The 26,537-nt window shown below is 69.9% G+C and carries 18 protein-coding genes and 4 pseudogenes; 11 read left to right on the top strand and 11 right to left on the bottom strand.

All coding sequences use genetic code 11. The annotated features are described in order from the left end of the window. Window positions 1–90 precede the first annotated feature (90 nt). The gene (locus ACIQ8B_RS24260; protein ID WP_403549533.1) at window positions 91–573 is read left to right on the top strand and encodes a MarR family winged helix-turn-helix transcriptional regulator; all 483 of its coding nucleotides are present in this window, start codon (window positions 91–93) and stop codon (window positions 571–573) included. A gap of 90 nt (window positions 574–663) precedes the next feature. Here the strand turns inward: ACIQ8B_RS24260 and ACIQ8B_RS24255 are convergent, their stop codons facing one another. Then, window positions 664–954 carry a transposase gene (locus ACIQ8B_RS24255; RefSeq protein ID WP_403549531.1) on the bottom strand — a complete coding sequence of 97 codons (291 nt, stop codon included), beginning with the start codon at window positions 952–954 and terminating at the stop codon, window positions 664–666. A 192-nt stretch (window positions 955–1,146) separates the two neighbouring features. Further along, window positions 1,147–1,527: a peptidase inhibitor family I36 protein gene (locus ACIQ8B_RS24250; protein ID WP_403549529.1), complete on the bottom strand. Its 381-nt coding sequence runs from the start codon at window positions 1,525–1,527 to the stop codon at window positions 1,147–1,149. A gap of 248 nt (window positions 1,528–1,775) precedes the next feature. Between ACIQ8B_RS24250 and ACIQ8B_RS24245 the strand changes: the two genes are divergently transcribed. Continuing rightward, entirely contained in the window at window positions 1,776–5,753 is a 3,978-nt protein-coding gene (locus ACIQ8B_RS24245; protein ID WP_403549527.1) for an AAA family ATPase, read from the top strand. 186 nt (window positions 5,754–5,939) lie between these two features. Then, window positions 5,940–7,103: an integrase gene (locus tag ACIQ8B_RS24240; RefSeq protein WP_403549525.1), complete on the top strand. Its 1,164-nt coding sequence runs from the start codon at window positions 5,940–5,942 to the stop codon at window positions 7,101–7,103. Between the two features lie 244 nt (window positions 7,104–7,347). Here ACIQ8B_RS24240 and ACIQ8B_RS24235 read toward each other — a convergent pair whose 3' ends face one another. The 3 genes and pseudogenes from ACIQ8B_RS24235 to ACIQ8B_RS24225 form a co-directional block, all read right to left on the bottom strand. After that, complete coding sequence (locus tag ACIQ8B_RS24235) at window positions 7,348–8,196, bottom strand: SDR family oxidoreductase (RefSeq protein ID WP_403549523.1); 849 nt, start codon at window positions 8,194–8,196, stop codon at window positions 7,348–7,350. A gap of 557 nt (window positions 8,197–8,753) precedes the next feature. Further along, complete coding sequence (locus tag ACIQ8B_RS24230; protein ID WP_403549686.1) at window positions 8,754–9,050, bottom strand: DUF6236 family protein; 297 nt, start codon at window positions 9,048–9,050, stop codon at window positions 8,754–8,756. A 30-nt stretch (window positions 9,051–9,080) separates the two neighbouring features. Then, window positions 9,081–9,404: pseudogene (locus ACIQ8B_RS24225) on the bottom strand (hypothetical protein); the annotation flags it as partial. Between the two features lie 337 nt (window positions 9,405–9,741). Here ACIQ8B_RS24225 and ACIQ8B_RS24220 point away from each other — a divergent pair. From ACIQ8B_RS24220 to ACIQ8B_RS24200, 5 genes and pseudogenes are all read left to right on the top strand, one after another. Next, window positions 9,742–10,077, top strand: coding sequence for a CATRA system-associated protein (locus tag ACIQ8B_RS24220; protein WP_403549521.1), 336 nt, complete (start codon window positions 9,742–9,744; stop codon window positions 10,075–10,077). Beyond that, window positions 10,070–11,560, top strand: a complete 1,491-nt coding sequence (locus ACIQ8B_RS24215; RefSeq protein ID WP_403549519.1) for a CATRA conflict system CASPASE/TPR repeat-associated protein — start codon at window positions 10,070–10,072, stop codon at window positions 11,558–11,560. Before ACIQ8B_RS24220 ends, ACIQ8B_RS24215 begins: the two co-directional genes overlap by 8 nt. Before the next feature lie 76 nt (window positions 11,561–11,636). Beyond that, window positions 11,637–14,003, top strand: coding sequence for a CHAT domain-containing protein (locus tag ACIQ8B_RS24210; RefSeq protein WP_403549517.1), 2,367 nt, complete (start codon window positions 11,637–11,639; stop codon window positions 14,001–14,003). A gap of 126 nt (window positions 14,004–14,129) precedes the next feature. Next, a pseudogene (locus ACIQ8B_RS24205) lies at window positions 14,130–15,457 on the top strand (NF041680 family putative transposase); the annotation flags it as partial. 175 nt (window positions 15,458–15,632) lie between these two features. After that, on the top strand, window positions 15,633–17,525 hold the full coding sequence (locus tag ACIQ8B_RS24200) for a LamG-like jellyroll fold domain-containing protein (protein WP_403549515.1): 1,893 nt from the start codon (window positions 15,633–15,635) through the stop codon (window positions 17,523–17,525). Here the strand turns inward: ACIQ8B_RS24200 and ACIQ8B_RS24195 are convergent. From ACIQ8B_RS24195 to ACIQ8B_RS24170, 6 genes and pseudogenes are all read right to left on the bottom strand, one after another. Further along, entirely contained in the window at window positions 17,450–18,136 is a 687-nt protein-coding gene (locus tag ACIQ8B_RS24195) for a hypothetical protein (RefSeq protein ID WP_403549513.1), read from the bottom strand. The two genes, ACIQ8B_RS24200 and ACIQ8B_RS24195, sit on opposite strands and share 76 nt — an antisense overlap. Before the next feature lie 703 nt (window positions 18,137–18,839). Next, on the bottom strand, window positions 18,840–19,283 hold the full coding sequence (locus ACIQ8B_RS24190) for a hypothetical protein (RefSeq protein ID WP_403549512.1): 444 nt from the start codon (window positions 19,281–19,283) through the stop codon (window positions 18,840–18,842). Between the two features lie 487 nt (window positions 19,284–19,770). Beyond that, the gene (locus ACIQ8B_RS24185) at window positions 19,771–20,259 is read right to left on the bottom strand and encodes a hypothetical protein (protein WP_403549510.1); all 489 of its coding nucleotides are present in this window, start codon (window positions 20,257–20,259) and stop codon (window positions 19,771–19,773) included. A 188-nt stretch (window positions 20,260–20,447) separates the two neighbouring features. Next, window positions 20,448–20,669, bottom strand: a pseudogene (locus tag ACIQ8B_RS24180) (transposase); the annotation flags it as partial. Window positions 20,670–20,990: 321 nt separating this feature from the next. Then, on the bottom strand, window positions 20,991–22,520 hold the full coding sequence (locus ACIQ8B_RS24175) for a pentapeptide repeat-containing protein (protein WP_403549508.1): 1,530 nt from the start codon (window positions 22,518–22,520) through the stop codon (window positions 20,991–20,993). Window positions 22,521–22,839: 319 nt separating this feature from the next. Further along, a pseudogene (locus ACIQ8B_RS24170) lies at window positions 22,840–23,097 on the bottom strand (IS982 family transposase); the annotation flags it as partial. Between the two features lie 755 nt (window positions 23,098–23,852). On the opposite strand from ACIQ8B_RS24170, the gene ACIQ8B_RS24165 reads away from it, so the two are divergent. The 3 genes from ACIQ8B_RS24165 to fabG all read left to right on the top strand — a co-directional run bounded on the left by ACIQ8B_RS24165 (window position 23,853) and on the right by fabG (window position 26,301). Beyond that, a complete protein-coding gene (locus tag ACIQ8B_RS24165; RefSeq protein ID WP_403549506.1) occupies window positions 23,853–24,722 on the top strand; it encodes a transposase family protein in 870 nt (289 codons plus the stop codon). 334 nt (window positions 24,723–25,056) lie between these two features. Further along, entirely contained in the window at window positions 25,057–25,290 is a 234-nt protein-coding gene (locus ACIQ8B_RS24160) for a hypothetical protein (protein ID WP_403549504.1), read from the top strand. 216 nt (window positions 25,291–25,506) lie between these two features. Further along, window positions 25,507–26,301 carry a 3-oxoacyl-ACP reductase FabG gene (fabG, locus tag ACIQ8B_RS24155; protein WP_403549502.1) on the top strand — a complete coding sequence of 265 codons (795 nt, stop codon included), beginning with the start codon at window positions 25,507–25,509 and terminating at the stop codon, window positions 26,299–26,301. Window positions 26,302–26,537 lie beyond the last annotated feature (236 nt).

Below are 26,537 nucleotides of genomic sequence, written 5' to 3'. Positions count from 1 at the left end.
GCGATCTGATCGTCCTGCCGTGGACACGTGCAGCCAGCAGGCACGCACGTACCTGCGCACGGCCCTCGCAACACCGGAGAAGTGAGCACCATGAGTGAAGCAGACGGCACGGCCGGCGAGGCCCCCACCAATCCCGTAAGCACCGGACGGCTCAGCTTCGCGATCTTCTCGATGGCCCGTGCCCACCGCGCCTACGCCGCTGAGTTGCTGCGCGAGCTGGATCTGCACCCCGGGCAGGAACTCCTGCTCATGCAGCTGATGGAACGCGACGGGCAGACCCAGGCAGAGCTGCTCGCGTCCGTCGGACTGGACCACTCGACCGTCTCGAAGTCCCTGAAGCGCATGCAGGAACGCGGCCTGGTGGAGCGCGAGCCCACCGAGCACGACCGGCGGGCCATGCGGGTCCGGCTCACGCCGAAGGGCGAGGGGATGCGCGGGCCGCTCGAGCGCATGTGGGCCACCTTGGAGCGCACCTCGGTCCGCGACCTCGACGAGCGCGGCATCGAGCAGTTCATCGCCACCAGCGAGACCATCAAGCGCGCGATCCTCGAGCGGCATGCGGCCGAGTCCTAGCGTCGCCGCCAGGCATGTGAACTGAGCCGCCGGGGACCGCGTAGGAGTCTCCGTGGCAGACATTCTCGTAGGAACGCTTCCGGCAGCCGGTCATGTCCTCTCCCTCCAGCCCGTCGTACGTGAGCTGGTGAGCAGAGGACACGCCGTGCGCTGGTACACGTCCGACCGGTACACCGGCGGTAAGTCATGCGGCAGGAGTCTCCAGGCACAGCCGGCCCGCAGCCACTGTGCCAACGCGTTGAGGATCTCCCGTCGCGCGTGCTTCGCCGGTCGCCCACCAGGCTTGACCGCCGGAACCAGCGGACGGAGGATCTCCCACTCCTGATCGGACAGATCCGTCGAGTGACGGGTACGCAGCCCGCACGCCCCACCCCCGAACACCCGTCACCACCCCGCTACCAGGGACTTGCCCGCTGGCAGACTTTTCAGACGCCCTCCATCTGCGGTATCTGCGGCGTCATCGCACGATCGAGGGGCGGCCCCCGTGAGACCGCCCCTGCACGACCGAAGTCCCGCTGCATTCCAGACGCCCAGCGAAACCCTCAGGTCAGACAGCAAAATCCTGCTGGAGTGCTAGTTGGTGACGCGGTAGGCGCTGACCCAGGGGCCGATGTTGCCGTAGCCGCTGCTGTCGATGGTGATCGAAGTTCCGGTGCAGTTGGCGTGCTCCCACAGCTCCACCCTGAGGCTGCTCTCGGTGCGGGCGGATCGGACGCTGTCGTTCCAGCCGGCGCCGACGTAAGTGCACGTCCCCGTGCTTCCGTAGAACCACGCGTTCGGGCCCGAGAAGCCCGTCGAGGCGTAGGCGTGCCAGCTACCGGCCGCCGCACCGGCGGTGCCAGTGGTGGAGGTCGACGGCGTGGCCGACGCGCCCGTCGGTGCGGTGACCAGCAGCAGACCAGCGAGGCCGGTCGCCGTGCCGATCAGGCCGAGAACACGCTTCTTCTGAAGCATTCTGTTCATTTTTCCCCTTACGGATCGCGCCCGCAGCGGCGTACTGCTGTGATCTGTGCCGTGCGGCCCGTGGTGTGTGGTGCATGACGGACGGCGTCCGGTCGCCACGCGTATGGACCGGGCCGTCTGTTCCAGATGTAGCGCGTTGGGGGTTGTTCGCGTTCGGAGCCTGGTACCGAACAAACAAGTCCTGAAAAATACGATGCCGCGACTGCAGGGCACGGCACGGGGAACGGGGAGGTACGGCCATGCCGCGCAGAGAGCGACCGCTGGACACTGAGGACGGTCCGTTGGCCGAATTCGCCGCAGGCTTGAGGAGGCTGAGGCGGGAGGCGGGGAACCCGCCGTACCGGACACTGGCGGAACTCGCGCACTATTCGATTTCGACCCTGTCCTCCGCCGCCTCCGGGCAACGGCTGCCGACGCTGGCGGTGACGCTGGCGTACGTACGCGCCTGTGACGGGGACGTCGAGGAGTGGCGGAAGCGTTGGCGGAAGGCCGCGGAGCTTCTGGGCGACGCGTATCCGGAGTTCGGGCCGAAGACCGAGGACGGCCCGGTCCCGCCGTACGCGGGGCTGCGGGCCTTCCGGGAGCAGGACGCCGACTGGTTCTTCGGGCGGGAACGGCTGCTGGAGGAGCTGGTCGAGCGGCTGGAGCGGCAGCGGTTCGTGGTGGTGATCGGGGCCTCGGGCTCGGGCAAGTCGTCGCTGTTGCGGGCCGGGCTGGTGCCACGCCTCAAGGCCGCTGCGGCCACGACGGCGGTCGTCCTGACCCCGGGGGCGCGGCCGTTGGAGGAGTGCGCCGTGTGGTTGGGGACGATGGCAGGCCTCACCCCGGGTGCCCTGTACAGAGAGCTGAGGGAGGACCCCAAGAACCTGGGGCGCGTGGTGCGGCAGATCATCGCCCGGTCCGGTTCGGCACACGGCAACAACGACGGGGAACTGGTCCTGGTCGTCGACCAGTTCGAGGAAGCCTTCACGCTCTGCCAGGACACCACCGAGCGGGACCTCTTCATCGAGGCCCTCGTCTCCGCCACCTCGGACGCCGACGGCAGATGCCGCGTCGCCCTGGGAATACGCGCCGACTTCTATGCGCACTGCACCCGCCACGCGCCCCTGGTGGAGGCGATGCGCGACGCACAGGTTCCCGTCGGGCCGATGAGCTTGGACGAGTTGCGCCGTGCTGTGATGCGGCCCGCTCAGCGGGCCGGGCTGACCGTCGAGGGTGCGCTGCTGGCGACGCTCATCGCGCAGGCGCACGGCCAGGCAGGCGTGCTGCCGCTGCTGTCGCACGCGCTGCTGCAGACCTGGCGGCGACGGCGGGGCACCGCGCTGACACTGCACGCTTTCGAGGCGGCGGGCGGTCTGGAGGGCGCCCTCGCCCGCACCGCCGAGGAGTTCTATCAGGAGCTGGACCCGGGACGGCGGAAGCTGGCCCGTCAGGTGTTCGTACGGCTGACCGCGCTTGGGGACGGGACGGAGGACACCCGACGCCCGGCCCGCCTGGAGGAGCTGGTCGGGCTGGCCGGGCACGGCGAGGGCGACGGTGACGGCGGCGAGGTCCGTGCCGTACTGGATCTGGCGGCGGGCGCACGACTGCTGACTCTGGACCGCGAGCGGGTGGAGCTGGCCCACGAGGCTCTGATCCGGTGCTGGCCCCGCCTGCACGGCTGGTTGACCGAGGACCGTGAGGCCACCCGGACGGCGCGCCGCCTCACCGATGCCGCCCAGACCTGGGAGGCGCTGGGGCGGGAACCCGGCGCACTTTACCGCGGCACCCGCCTCGCCTTGGCCGCCGGACTCGACCGTATGGCGATGTCCGTGCCAGAACGGGAGTTCCTCGACGCCGGTCTGGCCGCCCAGGCGGCGGAACACGCGGCGGTGCGGCGCCGGACCCGGTTCCGGCGCCTGGGCCTGGGATTATTGAGTCTCCTGCTCGTGCTGACCACCACGACCGCTGTTCTCGCCATACGGGCGCAGCAGGCGGCGGACCAGCAGCGCGACGTCGCCGGTTCTCAGCGGGTCGCCGAACGGGCCGCGGCGCTGCGGACGGTCAATCCGGCGCTGGCCGCCCAGTTGAGCCTGGCCGCCTACCGTCTGTCGCCCACCCCCGAGGCACGTGGCAGCGTGCTCAGCTCCTTCGCCACTCCGTACGCCACCCAGCTGACCGACGAACGGAGCGCCGTCACCGCGGTGGTGTTCAGCATCGACGGCCGCGTCCTGGTCACCGGCGATGCCGACCAGACCGTGCGACTACGGCGGGTGACTGATCCGCACCGGCCGGCCGGACCGGTCACGCTGGGGCGCATCGGCGGCACCGTACGTACGGTCGCCGTCAGCCCCGACGGACGGCTTCTGGCTGCCGGGGGTGAGAACGGGGCAGTGGCGGTGTGGGACATCGGCGACGTACGGCGGCCCCGGCTCACGACGCGGCTACCGGGCGACGCCGGTCCGGTGGTCGGGGTCGGGTTCGGGGTCGGCTCCGGAGGGCGCACCCTCGCGGTCACCGCCCGTGACGGGATCCGGGTGTGGCAGCTGTCGGATCCGCGCCGACCACGCGGCCTCGACATCCTGGACGCGGGTGCCGACGTCACGGCGGTGGCGTTCCACCGGGACGGGCAGACAGTGGCTACAGGGCATGGTGACGGGACGATGCGGCTGTGGGAGGTGGCGCTGTCGGGTGAGCGACTGCGTCGGCTGTCGACCGTCCCCGGTCAGACGGGCGAGGCCGGCGGAACCAGTGAGGCCAATCGGAACGGCGAGAGCGACGGTACTGGCGAGGCCGACCGAACGGGAGACGACGGCCACTTCGGACACGTCGGCCACACCGGCCGGGTGAACGCGATGGCTTTCTCCCCCGACGGGCGTCAACTCGCCACCGGTAGCGCCGATTTCACCGTACGACTGTGGGACGTGGGCCGACCGGGCCTGCCCCGCCGGATGCAGACGCTCACCTCGCACACCGACTCGGTCAACGCCGTCGCCTTCAGTCCTGACGGGAGCCAACTGGCCACCGCAGGCACCGACGCGACCGTACGCCGGTGGCAAGTGAGCCGTTCCGGTTCCGTGCGCCAAGCGGCGGTGCTCTCGGGACACACCGGCGGCATCGGTTCCCTGTCCTTCGGCCCTGGGGGCCGCACGCTGGCCAGCGGCAGCGAGGACCAGAGCACCCGCCTGTGGGACCTGCCCGGCCCGGCTCTGACCGGCCACACCAGTTCGCTCTGCTCCCTCGCCTTCAGCCCCGATGGCCGACTTCTCGCCAGCGCCAGTTACGACCGCACCGTGCGCCTGTGGAACCTCGCGGACAAGCGCCACCCGGGCGAACTGCCCCCGCTCACCGGTCACACCGGACCCGTCCAGTCAGTCGCCTTCAGCCCCGACGGCCGCACCCTGGCCAGCGCCGGCGCCGACGGCACTCTGCGACTGTGGGCCCTGGGGACGGCGGACGGCCGTCGTCCCCGTCCACTGGACGCCATCCCCGCCCGGATCGGCACCGTTAACACGCTCGCGTTCAGCCCCGACGGCCGCACCTTGGCCGCCGGCGGCGAACAGGGCACCGTACGCTTCTGGGACACGGCGGACGTACGCCGCCCCCGCCCGCTGTCCACCCTGCGCGGAACCGGTGCGGTGGACTCCGTGGCGTTCGCCCCCGACGGCCGCACCCTGGCCGTGGCCGACCGGGACCGCACGGCCGTCCTCTGGGACGTCACCAGCCGACGGCACCCCTCCCGCCTGACGGTCCTCACCGGCCACACCGGCGCGGTGAGGTCAGTCACCTTCGCCCCCGACGGCCGCACCCTGGCCACCGGCAGCGAAGACCGCACCGTCCGCGTCTGGGACCTCACCGACCTCCACCACCCGCTTTCCCGCAACCGCCTCACCGGCTACACCGACGGCGTCATGGCCGTCGCCTTCACCCCGGACGGTCGAACGCTGGCCGCCGCGAGCTCCGACAAGAAGGTGCGGCTATACGGTCTGACAGCCCGCGGCGAGGTCCGGGAACCGGCACTGCTGACGGCCCACTCCAAACCGGTGGACACCCTCGCCTTCAGTCCTGACGGCCGTACCCTGGCCACCGGCAGCCAGGACTGGACCGTTCTGCTCTGGGATCCCGACACCGAACGCGCCGCCTTCCGGATCTGCGCCACGGCCTTCCCGGCGATCACCCGCGCCGAATGGCGCCAGTACTTCCCGCAGTGGAAGTACCGTCCTCCGTGCAGAATTTGACCATCAGGACCAGGCAATCGGCCGTACGGCGCCGACGGTGAGGCTTTGTCGGCGCAAAGGACGCTGACTGGCTGACGCTTGCTTCGATCGCGTTCCTCACTCCGCCGGGTCTGCCCGCGGCGGTTCCGCCACCGGGACGGCCGCTCGGCGGCACCGCGCCTGTGGGTGCCGACAACCCCGTCACCTGTGCTGAGCTGCGGCTTCAGAGTTACATGGGATCACATCGAAGGTGTTCGCGAGCCCGTCGGCACAGGCTTGGGAAGCGTGACGTTCCGCCTGGTCCACCGATTCGGCTGCCTCCTGCTCGGCTGGCTGCGCCTGCCGGCCCGCTCCTCCGCGGCCAAGGATGCCGGGATACTGGTGGTGCTCCGGCACCAGCTGGCCGTCCTGCAGCGCGGCAGCCCCAAGCCAGCCTTCACCCGCGGGGACCGCGCGGTGCTCGCCGCCCTGCTCCGCTTGCTGAGCAGGCGTCACCATTCACCGCTGAAGCTGCTGGTCACCCCGCGTACCGTGCTGCGCTGGCTCGCGAGACCGGTCGCGAAGAAGCGGACCTGTCCGCACCGAGGCCCGGGTCGTCCGGCCAAGCCCGAGGTGCTGCGTGCTCTGGTGCTGCGCCTTGCTTGCGAGAACGACGGGCGGGGGTACCGCCGGATCCACGGCGAACTGCTCAACCCGGGCTGGAAAATCGCCGCCTCGACGGTGTGGAAGATCCTCCAAGAGGCTGGGACCGACCCGGCGCCCCAGCGCGCCGACCGCTCCTGGGCCCGGTTCCTCAAGACTCAGACCCGCGGAATCCCCGCCGTCGGTGTCTTCCCCGTGGACACCGTTCTCCTGCGGCGCCTGTTCGTCCTGTTCTTCGTCGAGCACGGCGCCCGGCGGGTCCGCGTCGCCGGCGTCACCCGGCACGTCACCGCCGCGTGGGCCACCCAGTGCGCCCGGAACCTCCTCATGAGCTGGGACGACACACGCGGTGAAGGCGTCAGATCCCTCATCCGGGACAACGCCGGCTACTTCACCGAGGGCTTCGATGCGGTCTTCACCGCCGTCGGTGCCCGGGTCGTGCCCTCCTGCCGGGCGTGCCCCGGACGAACGCGATCGCCGAGCGCCGGGTCGGATCCTGCAGGCGCGAGGCCACCGACCGCTTCCTGGTCACCGGGGAGCGGCACCTGCCGGCTCATCGTCGGTGAGCACGCCGATCACCACAACGGGCATCGGCCTCACCGATCACTGGGACAAGAGTGCCCCGACGGCCTCGGCGCGTCCGAACCACCCGCCGTCGACGCCCCGTCGCGCATCCTCCGGCGTGACCGCCTCGGCGACCTTATCCACGAGTACGCGCAGGTCGCATAGGGTGACGGAGGTTGTCGGCACGCGCAGGGACAGACGACGAGCAGCAGGTTGCGCCGACGGGACCCACCCGACCGACCGTGCGGACTGCGGCCCCCTCTGTTCTGCGGATCGCTGTTCCGTCTGGTCACATAGTCCGGCCTTTGGCGCTGCGGTCCTCACCGAAAACTGCGCGGCCGCGTCGGGCTCGCGACGGCGTGAACGGAGGAAGTCGTTCCCCGGCGGCTGCGGGCGCTACGCGGAATGGTCACGGCGTCGTCGCGGGCGACGGTGATCCACCCTGCGTCAGGGCACGGGCGGCGGTGAGTTCCTCGCGTAAGGCCTGTTCCACCGCTTCGAGGTAGGCGTAGGCGTCGTCGCCGATCGGGACGCACAGCGGAGTGGGGCCGTCGGCGCGGACGATGTCGAACAACCGGGCGGCGAAGTCCTCCGGGCGTCCAATGTCGGGGTTGTCCGCCATGCCGCGTGTTCCTGCGAGGGTTTCGGCAGTCACCGCCGTGTACTCGGGCATCCGGCGGCCCGACTCGGCGAGAGACGTGCCGTAGCGGGTGGAGAAGCCGCCGGGTTCCAGCACGGTGACCCGAATGCCCTGCGAGGCCACCTCCACGGCCAGTGTCCGGCTCATGCCTTCCAGGGCGTGCTTTCCTGCGACGTACGCGCCCAGCCCAGGGAACGTCATCCGGCCCGCCACCGAGGAGACGTTGACGATGTGCCCGTGGCCCCGGGCGCGCATGAGCGGCAGCACCAGACGGATCAGCCGCCAGGGGCCCACGACGAGAGTCTCCAATTGATCGCGGACCTCGGCGTCGGAGACTTCTTCGACCGCGCCGAACAGGCCTGCTCCCGCGTTGTTCACCAGGACGTCGATGCCGCCCAGTTGACCGGCGGCGGCGCGGACGGCTTCCTCGCACTGGGCGGCGTCACGCAGCTCCAGCGGGATGGGGAAGACCCGCTCGGGCCAGGCGGAGACCAGTTCACTCAGCGCGGCGGTGTCACGCGCGGTGATCGCCACGTCGTCGCCCGCGCGGGCCGCCGCCGCGGCCACCGCCCGCCCCAGTCCCGACGAACACCCTGTCACCAGCCACTTCCGCACCATCTATGCCTCCGTCGCGTTCCCGACAACCCTGCCGGCCCCGGTCTCGTCCCCCGCCCGGCCTCGTCCGCTCCGGCCTCATGATGTGCTACGGCAGCGCACCGGTCGTCCCTCGTGAGGGGGCGCTTCGGCGCACACTGGAGCGTTCCTGAAGCCGGGGCCCTTCACGCCGGGCCTCCCTGTGGTCTTTCCGGCGTCGTCGGACGCCTGTCGGACGAGAGGGGTGATGTGCTCCTCGATCTTCAGGATCTCCCGGCTGTACGGTTTTCCGATGGCCGCGGGGACGGCGAACGCGTGCCGACCGGTGCTCGGGGTGTCCCGGCCTTCGCGGAATGCCGGTGACTGCTCCGTGGGAGAACCGCCGCAAGACCGGCATGGCCGACGCGGTGATTCACGAGGCTGTGCCGCCAGGGGCCGATGACCTACTGCGGCTGTTCACCGGCACTGTGCCACAGCCGCCTGAAGTGCCTGGCGCCATCCGTCAAGCGGTACTCGGACGAACTTTCCTTTCCCCTTCCGGAGTGGAAAGTGCCCCTGGCAGCGCCCCGCCTCGCCGCGCATCACGTGAAGCGGGTGATCCGGCGGAGGAGGGATGGCGGTGTGGGACCGCGCTGGACGGCCAGGAGGTACGCGGCCGGGTTTTGCGTCTTCAAGGCTTTGGTCTGCTGGATGTGTGTGGGGCGGAGCTTCGCGAAGGTCAGGGCTGCTCCCACCGCGCCGCCGAGCAGTGGGTGACCGGTGAGGACGCCAGCTCCGCCGGCTGCGGCGGCCAGCGCGGGGATTTCGAACTTCACGTTGAGGGCGCTGCAGACGGTGTTGATTCCTTGTCCCTTCATGGCCGCCTGCAGTGCTCGCAAGGGGCTTCGACGCGCTGTTCCACCGCCATGCGCAAGTAGCGTTCGCGCGCCTCGGGCAGACAGCACCGACCAGGCAAGCCCCTGGCGCCACACCGGCACCTGCGTCTTCGGCTTCGCCGCATCCCGGGCAGCCGGCGGCGCGTCCGCATTCCGCGGATCCGCGGTTGCCTCGGCCTTGGCGGTGCTGCCGTCGTTTGGAGCCAGCACCGTATCGACCCGCCTGCGGGCGATCACCCACTCCTGCTCGGCCGTGGCCAGCTCGGCCTGGACACGGTCGGCCTCCTCCCGCAGCTCGTCCACCCGTCGGCGAGCAGTGAGCTCGTGCTGTTCCAGCAGTCCAACGACCGACGGCATCCGCGACCTCCCGGAGAGCGACGACATGACAGGCCACAGCTCCCACGGGACCACCGACTCCATGCCTGACCAGCTACAAGGCCGCATTCAGACTCGGAAAGACAACAGCTGCTCAACGTGAGCCGAGCGGTCGGGTCGGCTGCAAGTTTGACCAGGGGGTGAGCGTAGCGGCGGGAGATGTTGACGGGAAGTCCGGAAGTTCGATTGTTCGGACAACAGGCGGAACCCGGATACGGGCACCCCCCACCTGCCCTGGATGGGCCGCATCCCTTACCGGAGGGACCAGGTTTCCTACTTGTACAGCGTGCTGATCGGCACCTCGCTAAGCTCTTCGCGCATGGACGAGGAGCTGCGGCAGATGGCGTTGGAGGTTCTCGAGGACATTGCGCACTGGCCGCTCAGATCGTCCGGCTGGGAGCGGGTCGGCCGAGGGCTCGCGGCCATGGAGCGGACGCTGCGGGCTGCGGACGTCACGGGATTCCGGCGGGCCGTCGCGGATGTCGAGATGGCGGGGCCGCATCGCATCTCGGGAGTGGAGGAGGCGTCTTCCCTGCCGATCCCCGAGGTGTACCGGGAGCGGGTCAATGAGCTGATCCACGCTTTGCACGCGACCCGGGACGAGCGGCCGTCGGCTGGGGCCGCGAACGTGGGCGGACCGGGTCCGCATGATTGAGGGCGAGGCCCTTGGGGTGCACGTGTTCGTCGTCACGGGCGGCGAGCACCGGGCGGCCGCGCTCGCCTTCGTCCGGGCCCTGTGGGTCCAGTGCGGCGCGAGACTCGGCATGACGGAACCGGTGCCGGGGGTGGGTGTGGGCATGGAGCCGCGAGGAGGCTGGGCCGCGCACACGAGAGGGCTCCTTGCGGTCAGGAGCGATACCGGTCCTGGGGTGCGGCAGGCCGTGCTGCGACGAGACCACGACGTCCTCTGCCTCTCGGCCATGCTGGCCCCAGATGCCGCCGAGAACTTGGGGTGGGCGGAGCTGGACGCGCAGTGGTCCGATGTCGTCCGAGCCGCTGGACCGGGGGCAGCGGCGCCCCACTCTGGAACGTTGGGCGAAGCCAGGCTGTATCTGGCCAGGCTGGTCGACCCTGATGCCCAGCCCGCTACTGAGTCAACCGGCGCACTGGTGGCGACGGTACGGTCATGCGCGCCTGGCGCACCGGATCGGGTACCGGAGGGAGTGGTGACCCCACAGGGGTTCGCCGTCTGGGAGCTGTTGCCCACCGCCGATACGCGGATCGAACGTCGTTTGGTCGCCGTGGCCGGGCACGAGCGGGACCCCGAGCTGACGGCCTGGGCATGGACCGACCGGAACCTGAATCTGCCGCCGCTGGCGAAGTATCTGCTGCACGCCGCCAAGCTCCGTTACGAGCTGCGCGTGTGGCGAGCGGCCGAGGACATCGCCACGCTCCGTGCCGCCACGGACGCCACGATCAAGGCCTTGCTGGAACGGACCGCCGCACCGGCAGGGCCCAGCCGACAACCGGAGATCATCAGAGCCAGCCATGCCCTGGTGGCTCTGCAGGCCCGTGAGCGCGGCCTCGTCGACCGCTCGACACTCAGCCGCGAGATGGCCCGAACCGTCGAAATCGCCGGTGCCAACCTCATCCTCTTCGCCGGTGACGAGTCACTCGGCGGGCCGTTCGCCGACGATCGGACGTTGGCGGACTGGCTGGTCCAGCGCCTCGACGACGAAGCCACGTATCTGGAGGCCGCGGTGCGCCGCTGCGAGCAAGTCGGCTCGCTTGCCGACCAGTTGGTGCAGCGGAGCCAACAGCGTCGCCAGGAGACGGTCAACCTCGGCCTGACCGGCGCGATCGGCGCCATCGTGATGAGCCTTGGCGCCGTCCAGGCACTGCAGTACACGGTGCCGCTGCCCGGCCCCGTGAAGCCAGCCGTCGTCACGGCTCTCGGCGCACTCGCCCTGCTCGCATCGCTCGTCGTGCTGCGGGTCGTGGCGCCGGAGCGGAGCTGGTCACTGGTCCTCGTTCGGCTGGGCGCGGGAGCGGTCGGCGCGGCCCTGGCATGGATCGGTGTCGCGGCGTTCGGGGACCGGGGCGCCACGGCGGGGACGACCTGGGCCGGGGCCGCGGTGGGCGCGGCCCTGGGAGTGTTCGTCTCCTTCGGGTCCTGCGGACGCGACAGGGGGCACTGACCGGACCGGACCGGGGGACGTCGGCGGCACGGTGCGCCCGGTCGAGAGCATCCTCGGGAGAGGTGGTGTTGCCGCCATGGCCTACAGCAGTTCGTGGCGTGGTTCTGGGTGGGGAAACGAACGGCCCCAGCAGTCGCGCAAGGTGGAAGCTCACAAGATCGTCGCCGGGCTCTCACAGGTCGCGGAGGCGTTCAAACTGGGCCTCGCGGCGCAGGTCGCCGCGCTGGCCGGCCGAAACCGGGGCCAGCTCGACATGGCGATCACCCACTTCCGGCGCGCCGTCGTCGCGGCGGCCGGTGACGACCCGCACCGGGGCAAGTACGCTAACGGTCTCGGTGTCGCCCTGCTCGACCGCCATCGGCTCACCGGGGACGTCGGCGATCTCGACGAGGCCCTCGACCATCTGGTCGCCGCCTTCGACGCCGCCGCCCCGCAGACAATGGGCCGCGCCCGGGTACTGCGCAACCTGTTCGACGCCCTGGAGCTGCGGCTGTCGCTGGCCGACGCCCCGCTGACCGACGACCGGCGCGCCCGGCTTCCATCCCTGGAGTCGCTGCGCCGGGAGAAGAGCCGGACACCCGGGCTCACCGCGATCGAACGGCTGGCCGCCGCGCACGAGAACGGCCACACGGCAGTGGCCGAGCAGGGCCTGGCACAGGGCTGCCCGGATCTGACCTATGCCGTCAAGCTCCTCCCGCTGGTCGTCTGGGGCGGCCGCGATCAGGTACTCGAATTCCTCGCGGACTACCGCGGGTTAGCGTCCGAAGCGGCGTCGAGTGCCGTGGCAGCGGGTGATATAACCCTCGCGGTGCGCGTGCTGGAACAGGGCCGCGCCGTGGTGTGGCAGCAGGATCTCGCGAACCGCACGCCTCGCGAGGAGCTGCTGAGGCAACTCGTCGCGCAGGGGCCCCGGCTGCACGAGAAGACCGACAAGACCTCCCGCGCAAAGACGCACACGAAGGCGGGAAGGAGCGGTTCGGGCGGGGCAACCGATGGCCAGGCGCCGTCGCTGCCGTCGGATCTTGTGGAACGGATGGACCGCGCCCACGCCGCGCTCACCCGCCTCACGCCCGGGCCGGACGCGTCACCGGACAAGGGAGATCCGCGGTTGGACTTCGACCGATGGGGATCCCCTTGGCGGACCGGCGTGCCGGGCCTGTCCGAACTGTCCGACGCCGTCCGGGAATGGGATTCGCTGAGCCGTACGGCCCAGCGTGGGCTTCCGTACATCAGCTTCCAACTCCCGGACTACCAGCGCGACATCCGGCCGGCTGCGTCCCACGGACCTGTCATCTACCTCAACGTGAGTCCGTGGCGCTGCGACGCCCTGATCGTCACCCGGACCGGCGAGCGCCCCGCCCTCATCCCCCTGCCGAATCTGACCGCTGTCGACGCCGAGCAGCAGGCGCAGCGGTATCTGGCCGCCATGACAAGCGACGGTGACAGGAGGGAGGACATCGTCCGGGACGTGCTGCACTGGCTGTGGCGCACGGTGGCCTCGCCCGTGCTGGCCGCTGTGGCACGGATTCCTGAGTTCCGGGGGGCCACGGCACAGCCGCACGTGTGGTGGATCCCCACCGGGCCGCTGACGACCCTGCCCCTGCACGCGGCTTTGGCCGCCAACGGCCGCTCGGTCCTCGACCATGTGACGTCCTCCTACACTCCTACGGTGAGTGCACTGACGCGGGCTCGAACGGTGCGGCGCGCGTCGGACCTCGACCGGCGCCTCACCCGGCGTCATCTGCTCGTCGCGCCCGCCACCAGTGAACTCCCGGCGACCAAAAGGACGTTGACCAGGCTCGCTACGCTGTTGCCCCGCAGGCAACGCACCAGCCTGGTGGGCTCCGAGGCAACATGGGCCAAGGTTCACGAGGAGCTGCCCCGGCACGCCTGGGCGCACTTTGACTGTCACGCCGTACAAAACTTCGACGAGCCTCTCACGAGCCGTCTCTCGCTGCACGACCGCGATCTGACCGTGGCGGAGCTCGCCGAACTGCCGAACCGTTCCACGGAGTTCGCACTGCTCGCGGCCTGCACCACGGCGGCGGGGGGCAGCCTCGTCCGCGACGAGTGGGTCAGCCTGGCCGCCGCCCTGATGTACGCCGAGTACCAGGCCGTCATCGGAACGCTATGGCCGGTGCCCGACGGACCCACCGCTCGTATCGCACGAGACGTCTACGCCGCGCTGATCCCGCACCCCGAAGAGCCACTGAGCAGCGAGCACACCGGCGCCGCGTCGTCGAAGTGGCGCCGGTTCCTGCGCCGCCTCCTTCCGTTCGCCGGACGCCAGTCGACGGCGCTGAAACGGCCCTGGTCGCCCAGGACCGTTGACCTCAACGCCTTCGACAGCGCACACGCCCTGCACCGGGCCCTGCTCCGCGAACGGGATCGCCGCCCCGACCACCCGAGCGCCTGGGTGTCGTTCGTGCACTACGGCGTCTGAGCCTGGCGTTCAACCTCGCGGGTCACTCGTCCTGCTGACCTGCGGTTCTCCACGGGACAGCGGAGACGGCCGTTCCCCACGCCTCGAGATGTCGAGTCACAAAGCACGCGAGAACGGCCGCTGCCCATGAGTCTGCCTGTCGGTGTGTCTGGAATCGAGGCGTTGGATCTGTTGTCCCGCTTTCGGGTCGAGTTCTACGAGTGTCTCTACAAGCGGGCGAACGCGCCTTTCGAGCTCACCGACGCGGTGCTGTGCGCGGACGGGCCGGTGAAGACCCTGGTCGAGCTCTCCTTGGCGGTCGAGCACCGGCGCGGGCACGGTGCGCTGTACGCGGCCCTGGACCGTGGATGGCTGGAGCCGACACGGTTGCGCCGCACGCCGGCGGGCCTGCCGCTGCCGAAGGCGGCCGACGGGCGGATCGTGCTCGCCGTGGACGTGTCGCACCGGCTGCGACCCGACGCTCCCACCAGCGGCGACCGGCTCTTCTGTCATGTCTACGGACACGGCGACCGCAGCTCGGACCAGTTGGTGCCCGGCTGGCCCTATTCCTTCGTCGCGGCCCTGGAGTCCGGCCACACCTCCTGGGTCGCTCTCCTGGACGCGGTCCGCCTGGGCCCGGCCGACGACGCGACGACCGTCACTGCCGACCAACTCCACGATGCCGTGAGACGGTTGACGAGTGCGGGCCAGTGGAGGCCGGGCGATCCGGCATCCTGACTGTGATGGACTCCGGCTACGACGTCGCCTATCTGACCCACGTCCTCGCCGACCTGCCCGTCGTGCTGGTCGGGCGCCTGCGCTCGGACCGGGTCATGCTCCGTGACCTTGGCCCTGCCCGGTCGGGTCCCCGGGGCGGGCGTCCCCGCCGGCATGGCGGCGTCCTCACGTTCAAGAAGCCCGACAGCTGGCACGAGCCGGATGTCACGACCGTCACGGACACCACCCGCTACGGCACGGCCACCGCGACGGCCTGGGACCGGATGCACCCCCGGCTCACTCACCGCGGCCCCTGGCTGAACCACGCCAAGGAAGAACTCTCCATTCTGCACGGCACGTTGATCCACCTGAAGGTCGAGCGCCTGCCCGGTGACCGCGACCCGGAACCGGTCTGGCTGTGGTGCTCGGCCACCGCCGCCGCACCGGCGGACGTGGACCGCTGGTGGCAGTCCTTCCTCCGCCGCTTCGGCCTGGAGCACACCTTCCGGTTGATGAAACAGACCCTGAGCTGGACTGGCCCGAAGGTCCGCCACGCGGACACCGCCGACCTGTAGACCTGGCTGATCATCGCCGCCCACATCCAGCTCCGCCTCGCCCGGCCCCTCGCCGAGGACCTCCGTCGTCCCTGGGAACGGCCCGCAGGACCCCACCGCCTCACCCCTGCCCAGGTCCGCCGGGAGTTTCGCAACGTCTGCGCAACAGCAGCCCGCCCGGCAAGCGCGCCGAATCGGTCAAGGAACACCAAGCCCAGCAAGGTCAAACGCCAAGCTAGTGGCCAGGCGGTGCCTCTCACCGAAGGGGCCGCCAGGCGGCTTTCCCGCTGTGTTCAGCTTCCCGTACAGGCACCGTCATGGGCTTTCACCACAGTTTGACTCCGGTCACTCGATCACCAGCGACTCAGGAGCAAACGGCATGACGCCCTCGCAGCCCTGCCAGCCCCCCTCCCCCGACGAGTCCGGGCAACCTGGCAGACGTCGCTTCCTCCAGGCAGCCGTAACCCTGCCTGCCGCAGGTTCGATCGTCCTCGGCTCAGGTGTGACACCCGGGCACGCGGCGACCGCCTCCCGGTCCGGCCGATTCGACCGTGACTCACCGCGCTTCGCCCTCGCGGTGCTGCCGGACACGCAGTACCTGTTCGACGCCGACAGCGCCGACCCGGAGCCGCTGCGGGCGACGTTCCGCTACCTGGTGAACCAGCGCGCAGAGGCCAACGTCGCCTTCATGACGCACCTCGGCGACATCACCGAGCACGGCACCCGCGACGAGATCGACCTCGCCGCCGACACGTTCGAGCTGATCGACGGCCGCATCCCCTACAGCGTCCTGGCCGGCAACCACGACATAGCCTCGGGCGACGACCAGCGCGGCGACAGTCCCTACCTGGACGCGTTCGGCCCGCAGCGCTTCGCCTCCGCTCCCACCTTCGGCGGCTCCTCCCCCGACGGCTACAACAGCTACCACCTCCTGCACGCGGCGGGCCGCACGTGGCTCATCCTCGCCCTGGACTGGCGTACGTCCGCGACCGGCCTGCGCTGGGCGCAAGGCGTGCTCGACGCCCACCCCGCCCTTCCTGTCGTGCTCACCACCCACGACCTGGTGTGGGCCGACGAGGACGGCGTCGCCCAACTGTCGGACAACGGCAGACGCCTGTGGGACTCCTTCGTCCGACGCAACGACCAGATCTTCCTGGCACTCGGCGGGCACTACTGGCCGCCGGGCCGCACGGTCCTCAAGAACGATGCCGACAACGATGTCCACCTGCACATCACCAACTACCAGGATCGCTATTACGGCGGCGCGGGCATGATCCGCCTCTACCACTTCGACCTGGTCCGGAACGTCGTTGACGTCGAGACCTTCTCCCCCTGGTTCCTGGCCCGGGACGCCGGCGACCGGTCGCCACTGGCGGCGGAAACGGTCGAACTGACCGGTGACGTCGACCGATTCAGCATGGGCATCGACTTCGACCAGCGCTTCCAGGGCTTCGCCCCGGTCCTCCCGCCCAAGCCGCGCCCGGCTTCGGCCGTCATGCCGCGCGGCACGGTCGCCTACTGGCGGTTCGACGCCTCCGGCGCCTCGATGCCCGCGGCGGACGCCCCCGTGCCGGACGGCACGGTGGTGCGCGATCTGTCCGGCAACGGCAACGACCTCACCGTCGGCCGGCTGCACTCCAGCGGTCCGCAGGCGCTCATCTTCTCCACCGACCACCACCCCGGCCAGCCCGCCCACGCGAGCCTGCGCTTCGACGGCGGTCAGAAACCCGACCGCGGTGCCATCCTCACCACTGGCCCACACGCACCGCTCAACAGCGAAAAGTTCCTGCACGGCTACACCATCGAGACATTCATCCGGCTGCCCGACCCGTTCGAGGGCAACCACGCCTGGATGGGCATCCTGAGCTGGCAGGGCCGCAACGGCGACATCGGCAAGACCACCGGCTGGTCCCCGCTGGAACCCACGTGCAGCCTGAACCTCTCCCCCGAGCGATTCCTGCAGTTCGTCGTGTACCCGGAGCGGCAGGACGCCGACCCCACTTCCTGGAGCCATGCCCTCCCGGTGGGCCGGTGGACCCACGTCGCCGTCGTCAACGACGGCCGCCGCACGGTGGTCTATGTCGACGGTTCGAAGATCGCCCGCAACCCCGCCCAGCGTTCGACGGGCATCGCCACCCTGGGCAAGCCGTTCGTCCTCGGCGCCACCCAGTTCGACGAGAAGTTCGGGCAGGGCTTCTACGGCTGGATGGGCGACACCCGGATCGTCGCCCGCTCGCTGTCCCCCCGCCAGTTCATGGCCCCCTCCGACTGACCCGGCTCCCCGAGCAGGACGTGGAGGTGGTGGGAGACCGACGCCGGTGCCCCACCACCTCCGTGGCCTCGGCTCAGCGGTTCGGGCGTCCCCGTACGCCCGCCCCGGTCGGGCTCCACGCTCAGCAACTCGACCAGGCCGGACGCCACCCGCCGGTCGATGACGGCCGGGATGGGCTGGGCGCCCGATGTCAGGTCGTGCCCGGCCCGGTCGGTGAGCGCCGCGAGACTGTGTGCCGGGAGGGTGAGGTCCATGGCCTGGACGGGGTTGTCCTTGGCCGCCGTCAGGTTGATCATCTTGGTTCCGGCGAGGACGATGATCTCCCTGCCGTCGGCTAGACGGTGCACCACCCGTTCCTGGCCGCAGGAACCGGACCTCTCGACGGACACCGTACGGGGAGCGAGAGCCTTGGCATCCGCCTCCCACGGCGTGTGCCCCACACCGGTGATCACCGTGCCGTCGGTCAGCACGTCCAGTTTCGCCGCGCCGATGACGCCGGGGCCGGTGGCCAGGAAGCGCAGCTTGGTCCGGGACAGGATGTCGCGCGGGTCGCAGACCTGGTGACCCGCCATCAGCGCTTCGATGGCCCGGGAAGGGCCGGTGCCCGCCACCGCGACGCCGGCACCCGGATGAGCGAGGGTTGCCGGCCACACCCTGGCCGCAGGGCCCACAGCCCACGGCTGTGGCGCGTCGTGCCCCCGGGCGCCGCCGCGCCGCCGATCGGTGAGCGAACGGCGGCCGGGTACGTGACCGATCTCGGGGCAGCCGGCCTACGGCGGCCGCGGTGATATGCCATGGGATCGAACGGACCGGTCATCGGACGAGTTGGTGGACCACCGGGACCGAACCGCCGGACGAACGAGGTGCGTCCGCGCTTCACACCGGGCATCGCCCGAACCTCAGTCGCTGCTCACGGACCACAGGTGCGGGCGGCCGCGCTCCCGCTGCCGTTTCTTCAGGTCCGAGAAGTTCGTCTGAAGGCTTCCGTGACGAAAACCGCTCTGCGGCTGTCTGCCGCTCCAGCCCCGGGAGACAGCCGCAGAGCGGTGGGCCAGGCACCGCCCTCATCGTCTTTCCTTCACACCGTTGCGGAGAAGATTCCCCGGAGGGTGGGCAGGAAGGCTGGGGCGCTGATCCCGGTGAGTCGGCGCAACACCCGCTCGCCCGAGCTGCGGCCGACGCCGACGGACGTGAGCGGGTCGGACAGCCGCCGGCCCGTCACGGGCATGCGAACAGCACCGCATCAAGGCGTTGGACAGGACGACTCATCGCCGCACGCCCGTTGGTGCATTACCCCGGCCCTGCTTGAGCTCGTTACCCGGGCAGTCTCTCGAACCAGGCCTTGTCGGTGCTCAGAGGCTGTGAGAGGGACAGTTCACCGCTGTTCCAGGCGGTCACCCTGTGAAGGTTGAGCTTACTGCGGATCTGCCACCCAGTGGTGAACTGGTCGACATACCACTTCTGCCCCGGGTCCGTGGAGTTGCAGGTGGACAGGTAGAGGTCGCTGCCATTGGTGTCCAGGCAGGCGTTGAGGTACGTATTGCGGAAACTCAGATCCGCGGTGTCCTGAACCCATTTGGCACGCCAGTCGCAGCTCCCCTGGTAGAGCCGGTTGGGGGTATCGGCGGCTATACAGGTGCCCTGTCGCCAGGACTTGTACTGATAGGCCCCTTGGGGTGCGGCTTCCGCCGGTGCCACGGTGGCCAGTGCGACCGCTGCCGTTCCGAGTGCGAAGGCGAGAATCCTGGATCTCTTCACCGAAGACCTTCCTGGTTGTTCGACGGGGGAACATGGGCCGCTCACCGCCCACAGGATCTGCGCATTCCGGCAAGTGTCCCCGAGGGCGAGTGCCCGTCGGCGCGATGGCTGAGCGACTCCTGCGCTACTACGTCGCACACGCCCGCACGGTTCACAGCAGTACCGGACCCCCGTTGGTGCCCTGCGTGACGTCTGATTCGGGAAGGAGGGGCCGGACGGACGGGCAAGACCGACCTGGGGCGGCCCGGCTTCGACCGGGACGAGCTCCGCGCTCACCTCTTCGGGCCGGGCGCCAGGGTGGCCTCTCGCCCTTCCGTGCTCGTCGTGCTCCACACGTCCGTGGAGCACGACTCATGACTTATCCGCGTCCACCGGTGTGAGGGGGGGACCATCGCACCAGCGACGAGAGGCCCCTCACGTCACCGCTCGCGACCGATGGTTCCAGCCCTACGGGACGAGGGCGGCCCCGTCGGCTGAGGCGGTCGGATCATACGGGCTGGAGTTCCGCAGTCCAAGTGGCCTTGCTCATGTCGCCGACTGCGTCCCGGGGCGCGATGCTCACCGTCCCGTCCGCCCAGCCGGTGAGGTACCTGCCCCAGTCGGACGTCATGTGGAACGGGCCCGTCGAACCCCACCACTGCCCGGGGTCGCTGGACGAACACGGGGACATGTACACCTCTCGGCCCCCGGTCGAGCTGCGGTCGAGGCACTCTCCGGTCCCCCGGTTCCGGAGCATCGTGAGCCCGCCGCCCTTTACCCCGTAGTCAACGGTCCAGTGAGTGGTCTTCAGGAAGCACTCATAGCCGGTGTTCACCGTGTTGAGACTGGGGTCGTCGAAATCGAGGCCCAGACACCTGCCGCTGTTCGCGTTGTAGAACTTGAACACCGAGGGGGCTGCATGGGCCGTCGTGGGCATGGCGACGATCAGCGAGGCCAGGCTCGCCGCACCCGCCAGGGTTGCCAGCATCCTCTTCATGGGCACCTTCATGAATCTCTCTCGTTCGTCCGCTGATGAACTCAATCGTTCTACGACGAGAAGTGGTCAGAGGTTCACGTGGGTTGTGTGCGTGCGGGTTGCCCGGCAGGCCCTCGTCTGCCGGCGTGTCCGCGCTGACACGGCGCCCCGACGCCGCCCGGACATGCGTGTCGCCGACCGCGGCCACTGTGCCGGATCCGTGGGCTCAGGACCCGTTCCAGTGACGGATGGATCTGAGTGAGCAGGCCGCGGAGCCGGTTGGCGATCCGGGTGGACCCGCCCGCCAGGTCGTCGAAGCCCGCGATCATCGCGAGCTCGGCGACCGTCTCATCGCCGGGATCGATCGCCCGCAGGGTGTGGGGCATCGCTCGGGCGGCGTCCGCGATGACGAACGCGTCACCGGCACCGGTCAGCAGTGGCAGGCCCTGACCCCGCAACTGCGGAAGACCTATGGTGCGGCACCAGCCACCTGCAACTCCCTCAGCAGAGCACTTCCCATGTTCCCGGTCGTGCCGGTCACGAGGATCATCGTCTGTCTACTTACTGCGGCTGAAGGCGGCGCGCAGGTTGTGTCCGTACGCGTGTATCCATGCTGGGTAGGCGCCGTAACCGGGGTTGGCTGGCGTGGTGGGCCAGATGCGTCGTCAGGTAGGGCCCGGCCTCCGAGCGCGACCTGGTCAAGGTGGTCACAGTGGTCGGTGGTCGCAGTATTTGCCATGTGTGGTCGATGGTCAGCGTTTGATGCGGCTGCGGACGGCGAGGACAGCCAGGCCGAGGAGGACGGGTTCGGCGAGGCGGGAGGTCATCTCGGTGTAGGTGCCGGTGGTGGTGAGGTCTTGTCCGGAGGAGCGGAAGACCACCGAGTTGACCACCACCCGCAGCGCCTTCTCGGACCGTTCGCTCGTCACCCGGTCGAGTAGCGGGCCGGCGGGGTTGACCGGGTCGGGAGTGCCGGTGGTGAGGGTGACCTGCTGCCCGACGGCGGCCTGGCGGCCGGTGATGGTTGGTTTCGGATCATCGACGGGCAGGCCCCACAGCACCATCACCGCGATCGTGGTGGTCATCGCCGCTCCCAGCCACGCCAGGGCCCGGGAGGCGCGCAGCCCGTACCCGGACAGGGCCCAGTAGGCGGTCAGCAGCGCCCGCTCGCCCCAGGGCCGGGTGGCGTCGTGGCGGCGCATCTCGCACTCGCCGTAGTAGAAGTCGGCGGCGTCCGGTTCGTTCTTGCCGTCCTCCAGCGACTTGCGTATCTGCCGGTACAACGCGGCCACTGCGGCCGGTCGCAGTTCGGGAGCGTCCGGTGGCGGGGGGATCCAACCATGTGGCAGGGCGGGGCGGTGGGCGGTACGCACCCGCCAGTGGTGCTCCTCGGCCAGGGTGTTGCGCCGGCTCCACCGCCAAGGGAAGCGCCGGCCCCGGCCGGTGGGGGTGGTGGCGAAGGTGCACCAGCCGTCCACGCGGAGCTGGTCGAGGTGGACGGCGCCGGCGAACCGGCACACGCTCAGGTCGATGGTGTGCAGCGCGAGGTGCGCGGCATCGACCCCACCCACCGACGTCAGACGCACACCGGGCTCCCGGCCGGACAGCTCCGCCTCTGACAACAGGTCGCTGGAGCAGGGGGAGGGGAAAGCGTCCGGGCGGGCGGCGACCACCACCGGGTACTCCAAGACTGCGTCCCTCAGGTCCACCTCGGCGTAGCGCAGGTGCAACGTGGCGGTCGAGACCCACCGGGTGCGCGCACAGCTCACCTCGCGAGCGGCCATCTCCACTGTCACCGGCTGATCGAACACGGCACCGTCCAACACCACCTTCGCACCACACACCAGCGGCCCCAAACGTGATGCCGCCTCGAACCGCGCCCCATCGAACCTGGCGTCGCCGGTGAAGGCCGCCCCGTCGAACCTGGCGGTGCCGGTGAAGGTCGCCCCGGCGAACCTGGCGGTGCCGGTGAAGGTCGCCCCGTCGAACCTGGCGGTGCCGATGTGGGGCTCACCGGTGGTGGGGTCGTGCAGGGCGGTGAGTAACCGGTGCAGCAGGTCTTCGGTGAAGGGGGTGCTGCGGTGGTCGATGTCGGTGCCGGGGGTCAGACCGTTCAGGTAGGCGTCACGGTCGGTGTCGGCCAGGTGGGCCAGGCACGCGGTGTGGCCAGGGACATGGACGCCGCGGCAGCCGACGGGGTCAGCGGCAGGGTCTGCGCCTTGGCCGCAGTGCGGCCAGTCCGGCGGCGTGCTGGAGGGTGGTGGGGGCGCAGCAGTAGTCACGCCTCAAGGACGTACTGATGCCGTTGGGTGGTTGCTGGATCAGGTCCCAGCGGAAACTTCGGTGCGCTGCTGAAAGCTCTTGTGCAGTCCGGCATTCGCCTCGGCTGTTGGAGCTGTATTCCGTCGGAGTACCAGCTCGCGCGCCTAAAGACTGTCCCGCAACTTGGGGCAAAGACTGGTAGGTCACCACAGCCGGATCGACTTGTCCGGTTTCACCCCGACTCGCGGCCTCAACGGGATTCCGGCCAAGCGGGTTGAACCGGACATCGGCAAGCCGTCTCCAGAGTTGCGGGACAGCCTTTAGATGATCGATTCCAAGTCAGTGGTCGTAGGCGGTCGGTGAGCGTAGGACGGGCTGTCCGGTGTGGTCGTTGTGCCGGATCGCGGCGGTCAGCGCGAGGATGCGCTGCATGACGCGGGCGATCACGCCGCCTGGTGTGCGGCCTCGGTGCTGTTCGAGGTTGAGTTGGCCCTTGAAGGTCTCGTTGACCGACTCGATGACCTGCCGCAGTGGTTTGAACCGCGGGGCGCCGGGCCGTTCCGGCTCGCTCTTGCGGGCCGGCCGCAGCAGCCGGATGTCCAGTGAGATCGTTTCATCTTGAACTCGCAGGTCGGGCCGCTGGTGGGGGTGGGGATTGACGCGCTCGTGCTGGTCTCGGGCGTGATCATTAGCAGGTGATCGTCTGCCGCGGGCCGGTTCGCGGGTTCTGGGGTGGTCCGCCGGGGGGCGTCTCGTAGGTTCCGCAGTGGGAGGGAGGCGCATGGTGGACGTGCTGACGTGGACGATCGGGCAGCGGATGCGACTGACTGAGCGTGCCGAGCTGCTGCGCAAAGAGCTGGCGGAGATTGACGCCGGGCTGGGCCGGCTGGAGGCTGCCGAGGTGGTGTTCGGTCAGCGGGCCGAGGCGACCGACGGGGGACGGCGGCCGTCGGGCATCGTGGATTTGGAGCGCGTCGCGGCTGGTCCGGGTGCGGGCGGGATGCGATTGGTGCCGGACCGTGTCGAGGGGATGGGGCTGGAGGCCCTGACCTCGGAGTACCAGCGGATCATGGAGATCGTGGCCGGGGCGGACGGTCCGGTGATGGCCAAGGACGTCGCGATGGCACTGGGCCGGGAACTCACACCGGGCAAGGTCGAGCCGGTCCGCGGCCAGCTGCGCAAACGCGCCGACCGGGGCTGGCTGAAGCGGACCGGATCAGGGCGCTATCTGCCGCGCCGACCGGCCGGTTCTCGCCGTAATGTGAGGGTCCCCGGCGGGAGTTGGTTCGCGTGTGAAGACTCACCGCCCCGCCGAGGGCACTCGCGATGCTGTCTACCAGGTTCGGCTCCCCGTGTCGAAGCGGACCATCGAACTCGTCGCCAGCCTGATACGCGGGCGGCGCAAGCAGCTCGGCACCCGCTGGCGCAGGGTCACCCCGGGGACCCAGGCGATCGTCGTGCTCGCCGTGCTCCGTCACGACCAGCGGCTTGTCGACATGGCCGGCGGCAACGCCGTCTCCGCCTCCACCGTGCGCCGCTGGATCCTGGAAGTCCTCGGGCTGCTTGCTGCCCGTGCCCCGCGTCCGGACCGCGCCCTGAAGAAGATCGCCCGGCGGGGCGGCGTGGTGGTCCTGCTGGACGGCACCCTCGTGCGCACCCGCCGCCGCACCGGGGCGGACAACCGCAGGAACTACAGCGGGAAACACAAGGCCCCTGGCCTGCTCTTCCTCGCGCTGACCGATGAGAAGGGCAACCTGATCTGGATCTCCTCCGCCCGCCCCGGCCGGGCCGGCGAGATCGCCGCTGCTCGCAACGACCACATCACCAGGCATCTGCGCGAGGCCGGCCTCGGCGCCCTGGCCGGCCTCGGCTTCGTCGGCCTCGACGACGACCCCAACGATGCTCCGGTCATCATCACCGGCCGCAAGGCGACCCGCTCCCACCGGCCACCGCGGCGCACCGGAAAACTCCAAGATCCCCGACGGAGCCGAGCTCAGCCCATGTTGGCGAATGTGAGCTCGGCCATGACCCAAAGACCGAGGAGCTGGAGCCCCAGAGCGCCAACCGCCACTCCCGACGCCGCGCCGGTGGTCAGTCGGCGCCGCGCAAACCTGTATACGGAAAGCGTGACGGCTGCGACAAAGAAGAGCAGGATTACGGAAAGGGGCATATCTACCTCTATGGAAGGATTGCAGCTTGACGGTAAGAGCGCACCCGGATAACAGCGTCTACGAATCTCAGCCGTCTAGACGAAGTCGGTCGTGAATTGGTTCACCGGGTTTTGAGCACATCGGGATCCGCGGAAGACCCGCTACGGCTTCGGGGGCGGGCGCCATCTTGTCCGACGGGGCACGTCACCCACATGCGCAGCCGGCAACCGCATGAACGCCCATCACGCCACCACGCTGCTACGAGCCCTGCTCGTTCTGGCGAACCGCGAAATCCAGCGGTGACAGACGATCACCCGACGACGATCACTCCGCCTGCCAGCACGAGGACCGCATCACGGACTCACACCAGTACCGCGACCTGCGAGTTCAAGATGAAACGATCTCAATGGACCACGACCACCCGACCAGCTACCGGAAGGCGCTCGTCGTGGCGTTCCTCATTCTGTCCCTGGCCGTCCTCGTGCTGAGCGTGATCGGCCCCCTGCCGGCCACCGCCGTCGCGGTCCTGGCCCATGACCCCGCCCGCCGCGCCGACGCCCGCCGTGTCCTGCGCCTGTTCCTCACCGACACCCTGATCCGACGGCGCCTCACCCAGCACACCCAACCGTCCGCACCCTGACACCCAGCAGCACACCACCTGGCCGGCACACGAGTGAGCCGCGCAGCGCGCCCCCAACCTCCTTGCTTTGCTCGACGAGTTTGTCGGCTCCTGAGCCCGCCCCATGCACGTGCCGGCCGGTTCTTCGCCGCCACGTCCGGGTCTGCCGCTAGCGTGACCGGGACAGCGGCCGGGCTTTCCCGGCGGTGGAGGGATGGCAGTGAAGGGGCGAGCGGTATGACGTTCACACGCTGGGAGGACCGGTCCGTGATCGTGACCGGCGGGACGCGGGGAATCGGGTTCGGTATCGCCGAACTCTTCGCCCGGCAGGGTGCCGCCGTGTTGCTCACGGGCCGGCACGAGGAGACGGCCCGCGAAGCGGCGGACGGTCTCGCCCGGGTCACGGGCGGGCGGGTCGCAGGTCTGGGCGTGGACGTGCGGCGGCCCGGAGAGATCGAGAGGATGGCGGCCGAGGCCGAACGGCGGTACGGCGGGATCGATGTGCTGTGCGCCAACGCCGGGATCTTCCCGGAGCGTCCGCTGCGCGAGCTGACCGCCGAGGACGTGGACGAGGTCTTGGACGTCAACCTCCGGGGTTCCATCCTGTCCGTGCGGGCGTGTCTGCCCGCGATGGAACGGGCCGGCCGCGGCCGGATCGTTCTGACCTCCTCGATCACCGGCCCGGCCACGGGCTACGCGGGGTGGTCCCATTACGGGGCCAGCAAAGCAGGACAACTGGGTTTCCTGCGCGGGGCGGCTGTGGAGCTGGCCCCGTACGGCATCACGGTCAATGCCGTCCTGCCCGGGAACGTTCGCACCGAAGGGCTGACCGACCTCGGGCCGGACTACCTGCGCCGGATGGCCGGCTCCATCCCGCTGGGGCGGCTGGGTGAGACCGCCGACGTCGCACACGCCGTGCTCTTCCTTGCCTCCGACGAAGCCTCTTTCGTCACCGGTCAGTCCCTCATCGTCGACGGCGGCCAAACCCTCCCCGAATCCCTGGACGCCTTCGCTGACCCCGTCACATCCTGACCTCGGCGGAGAACCGCCCGGCCCCCGGTCTGCCTCCCGTCTCCCCGGCCGACGCAGGACGCCGACGTCATCCGGGCCGCGATGTCCTTCCCCGCCGGTCTGCGGGGCGTCGCGCGTCGGTGAGACTCGCACTGGACCGGGTTCTCCGGGACGGATCGGAGATGGTGACCGGCTGAGTGGACAGCGCCGAGGCCGATCAGTGGTGCCAGGAAGTGTGACACATCCTCCAAGCACTC

This window comes from Streptomyces sp. NPDC096105, from assembly GCF_044763335.1.
Lineage (GTDB): Bacteria > Actinomycetota > Actinomycetes > Streptomycetales > Streptomycetaceae > Streptomyces.
This window is presented reverse-complemented; position numbering and strand designations above follow the sequence as displayed.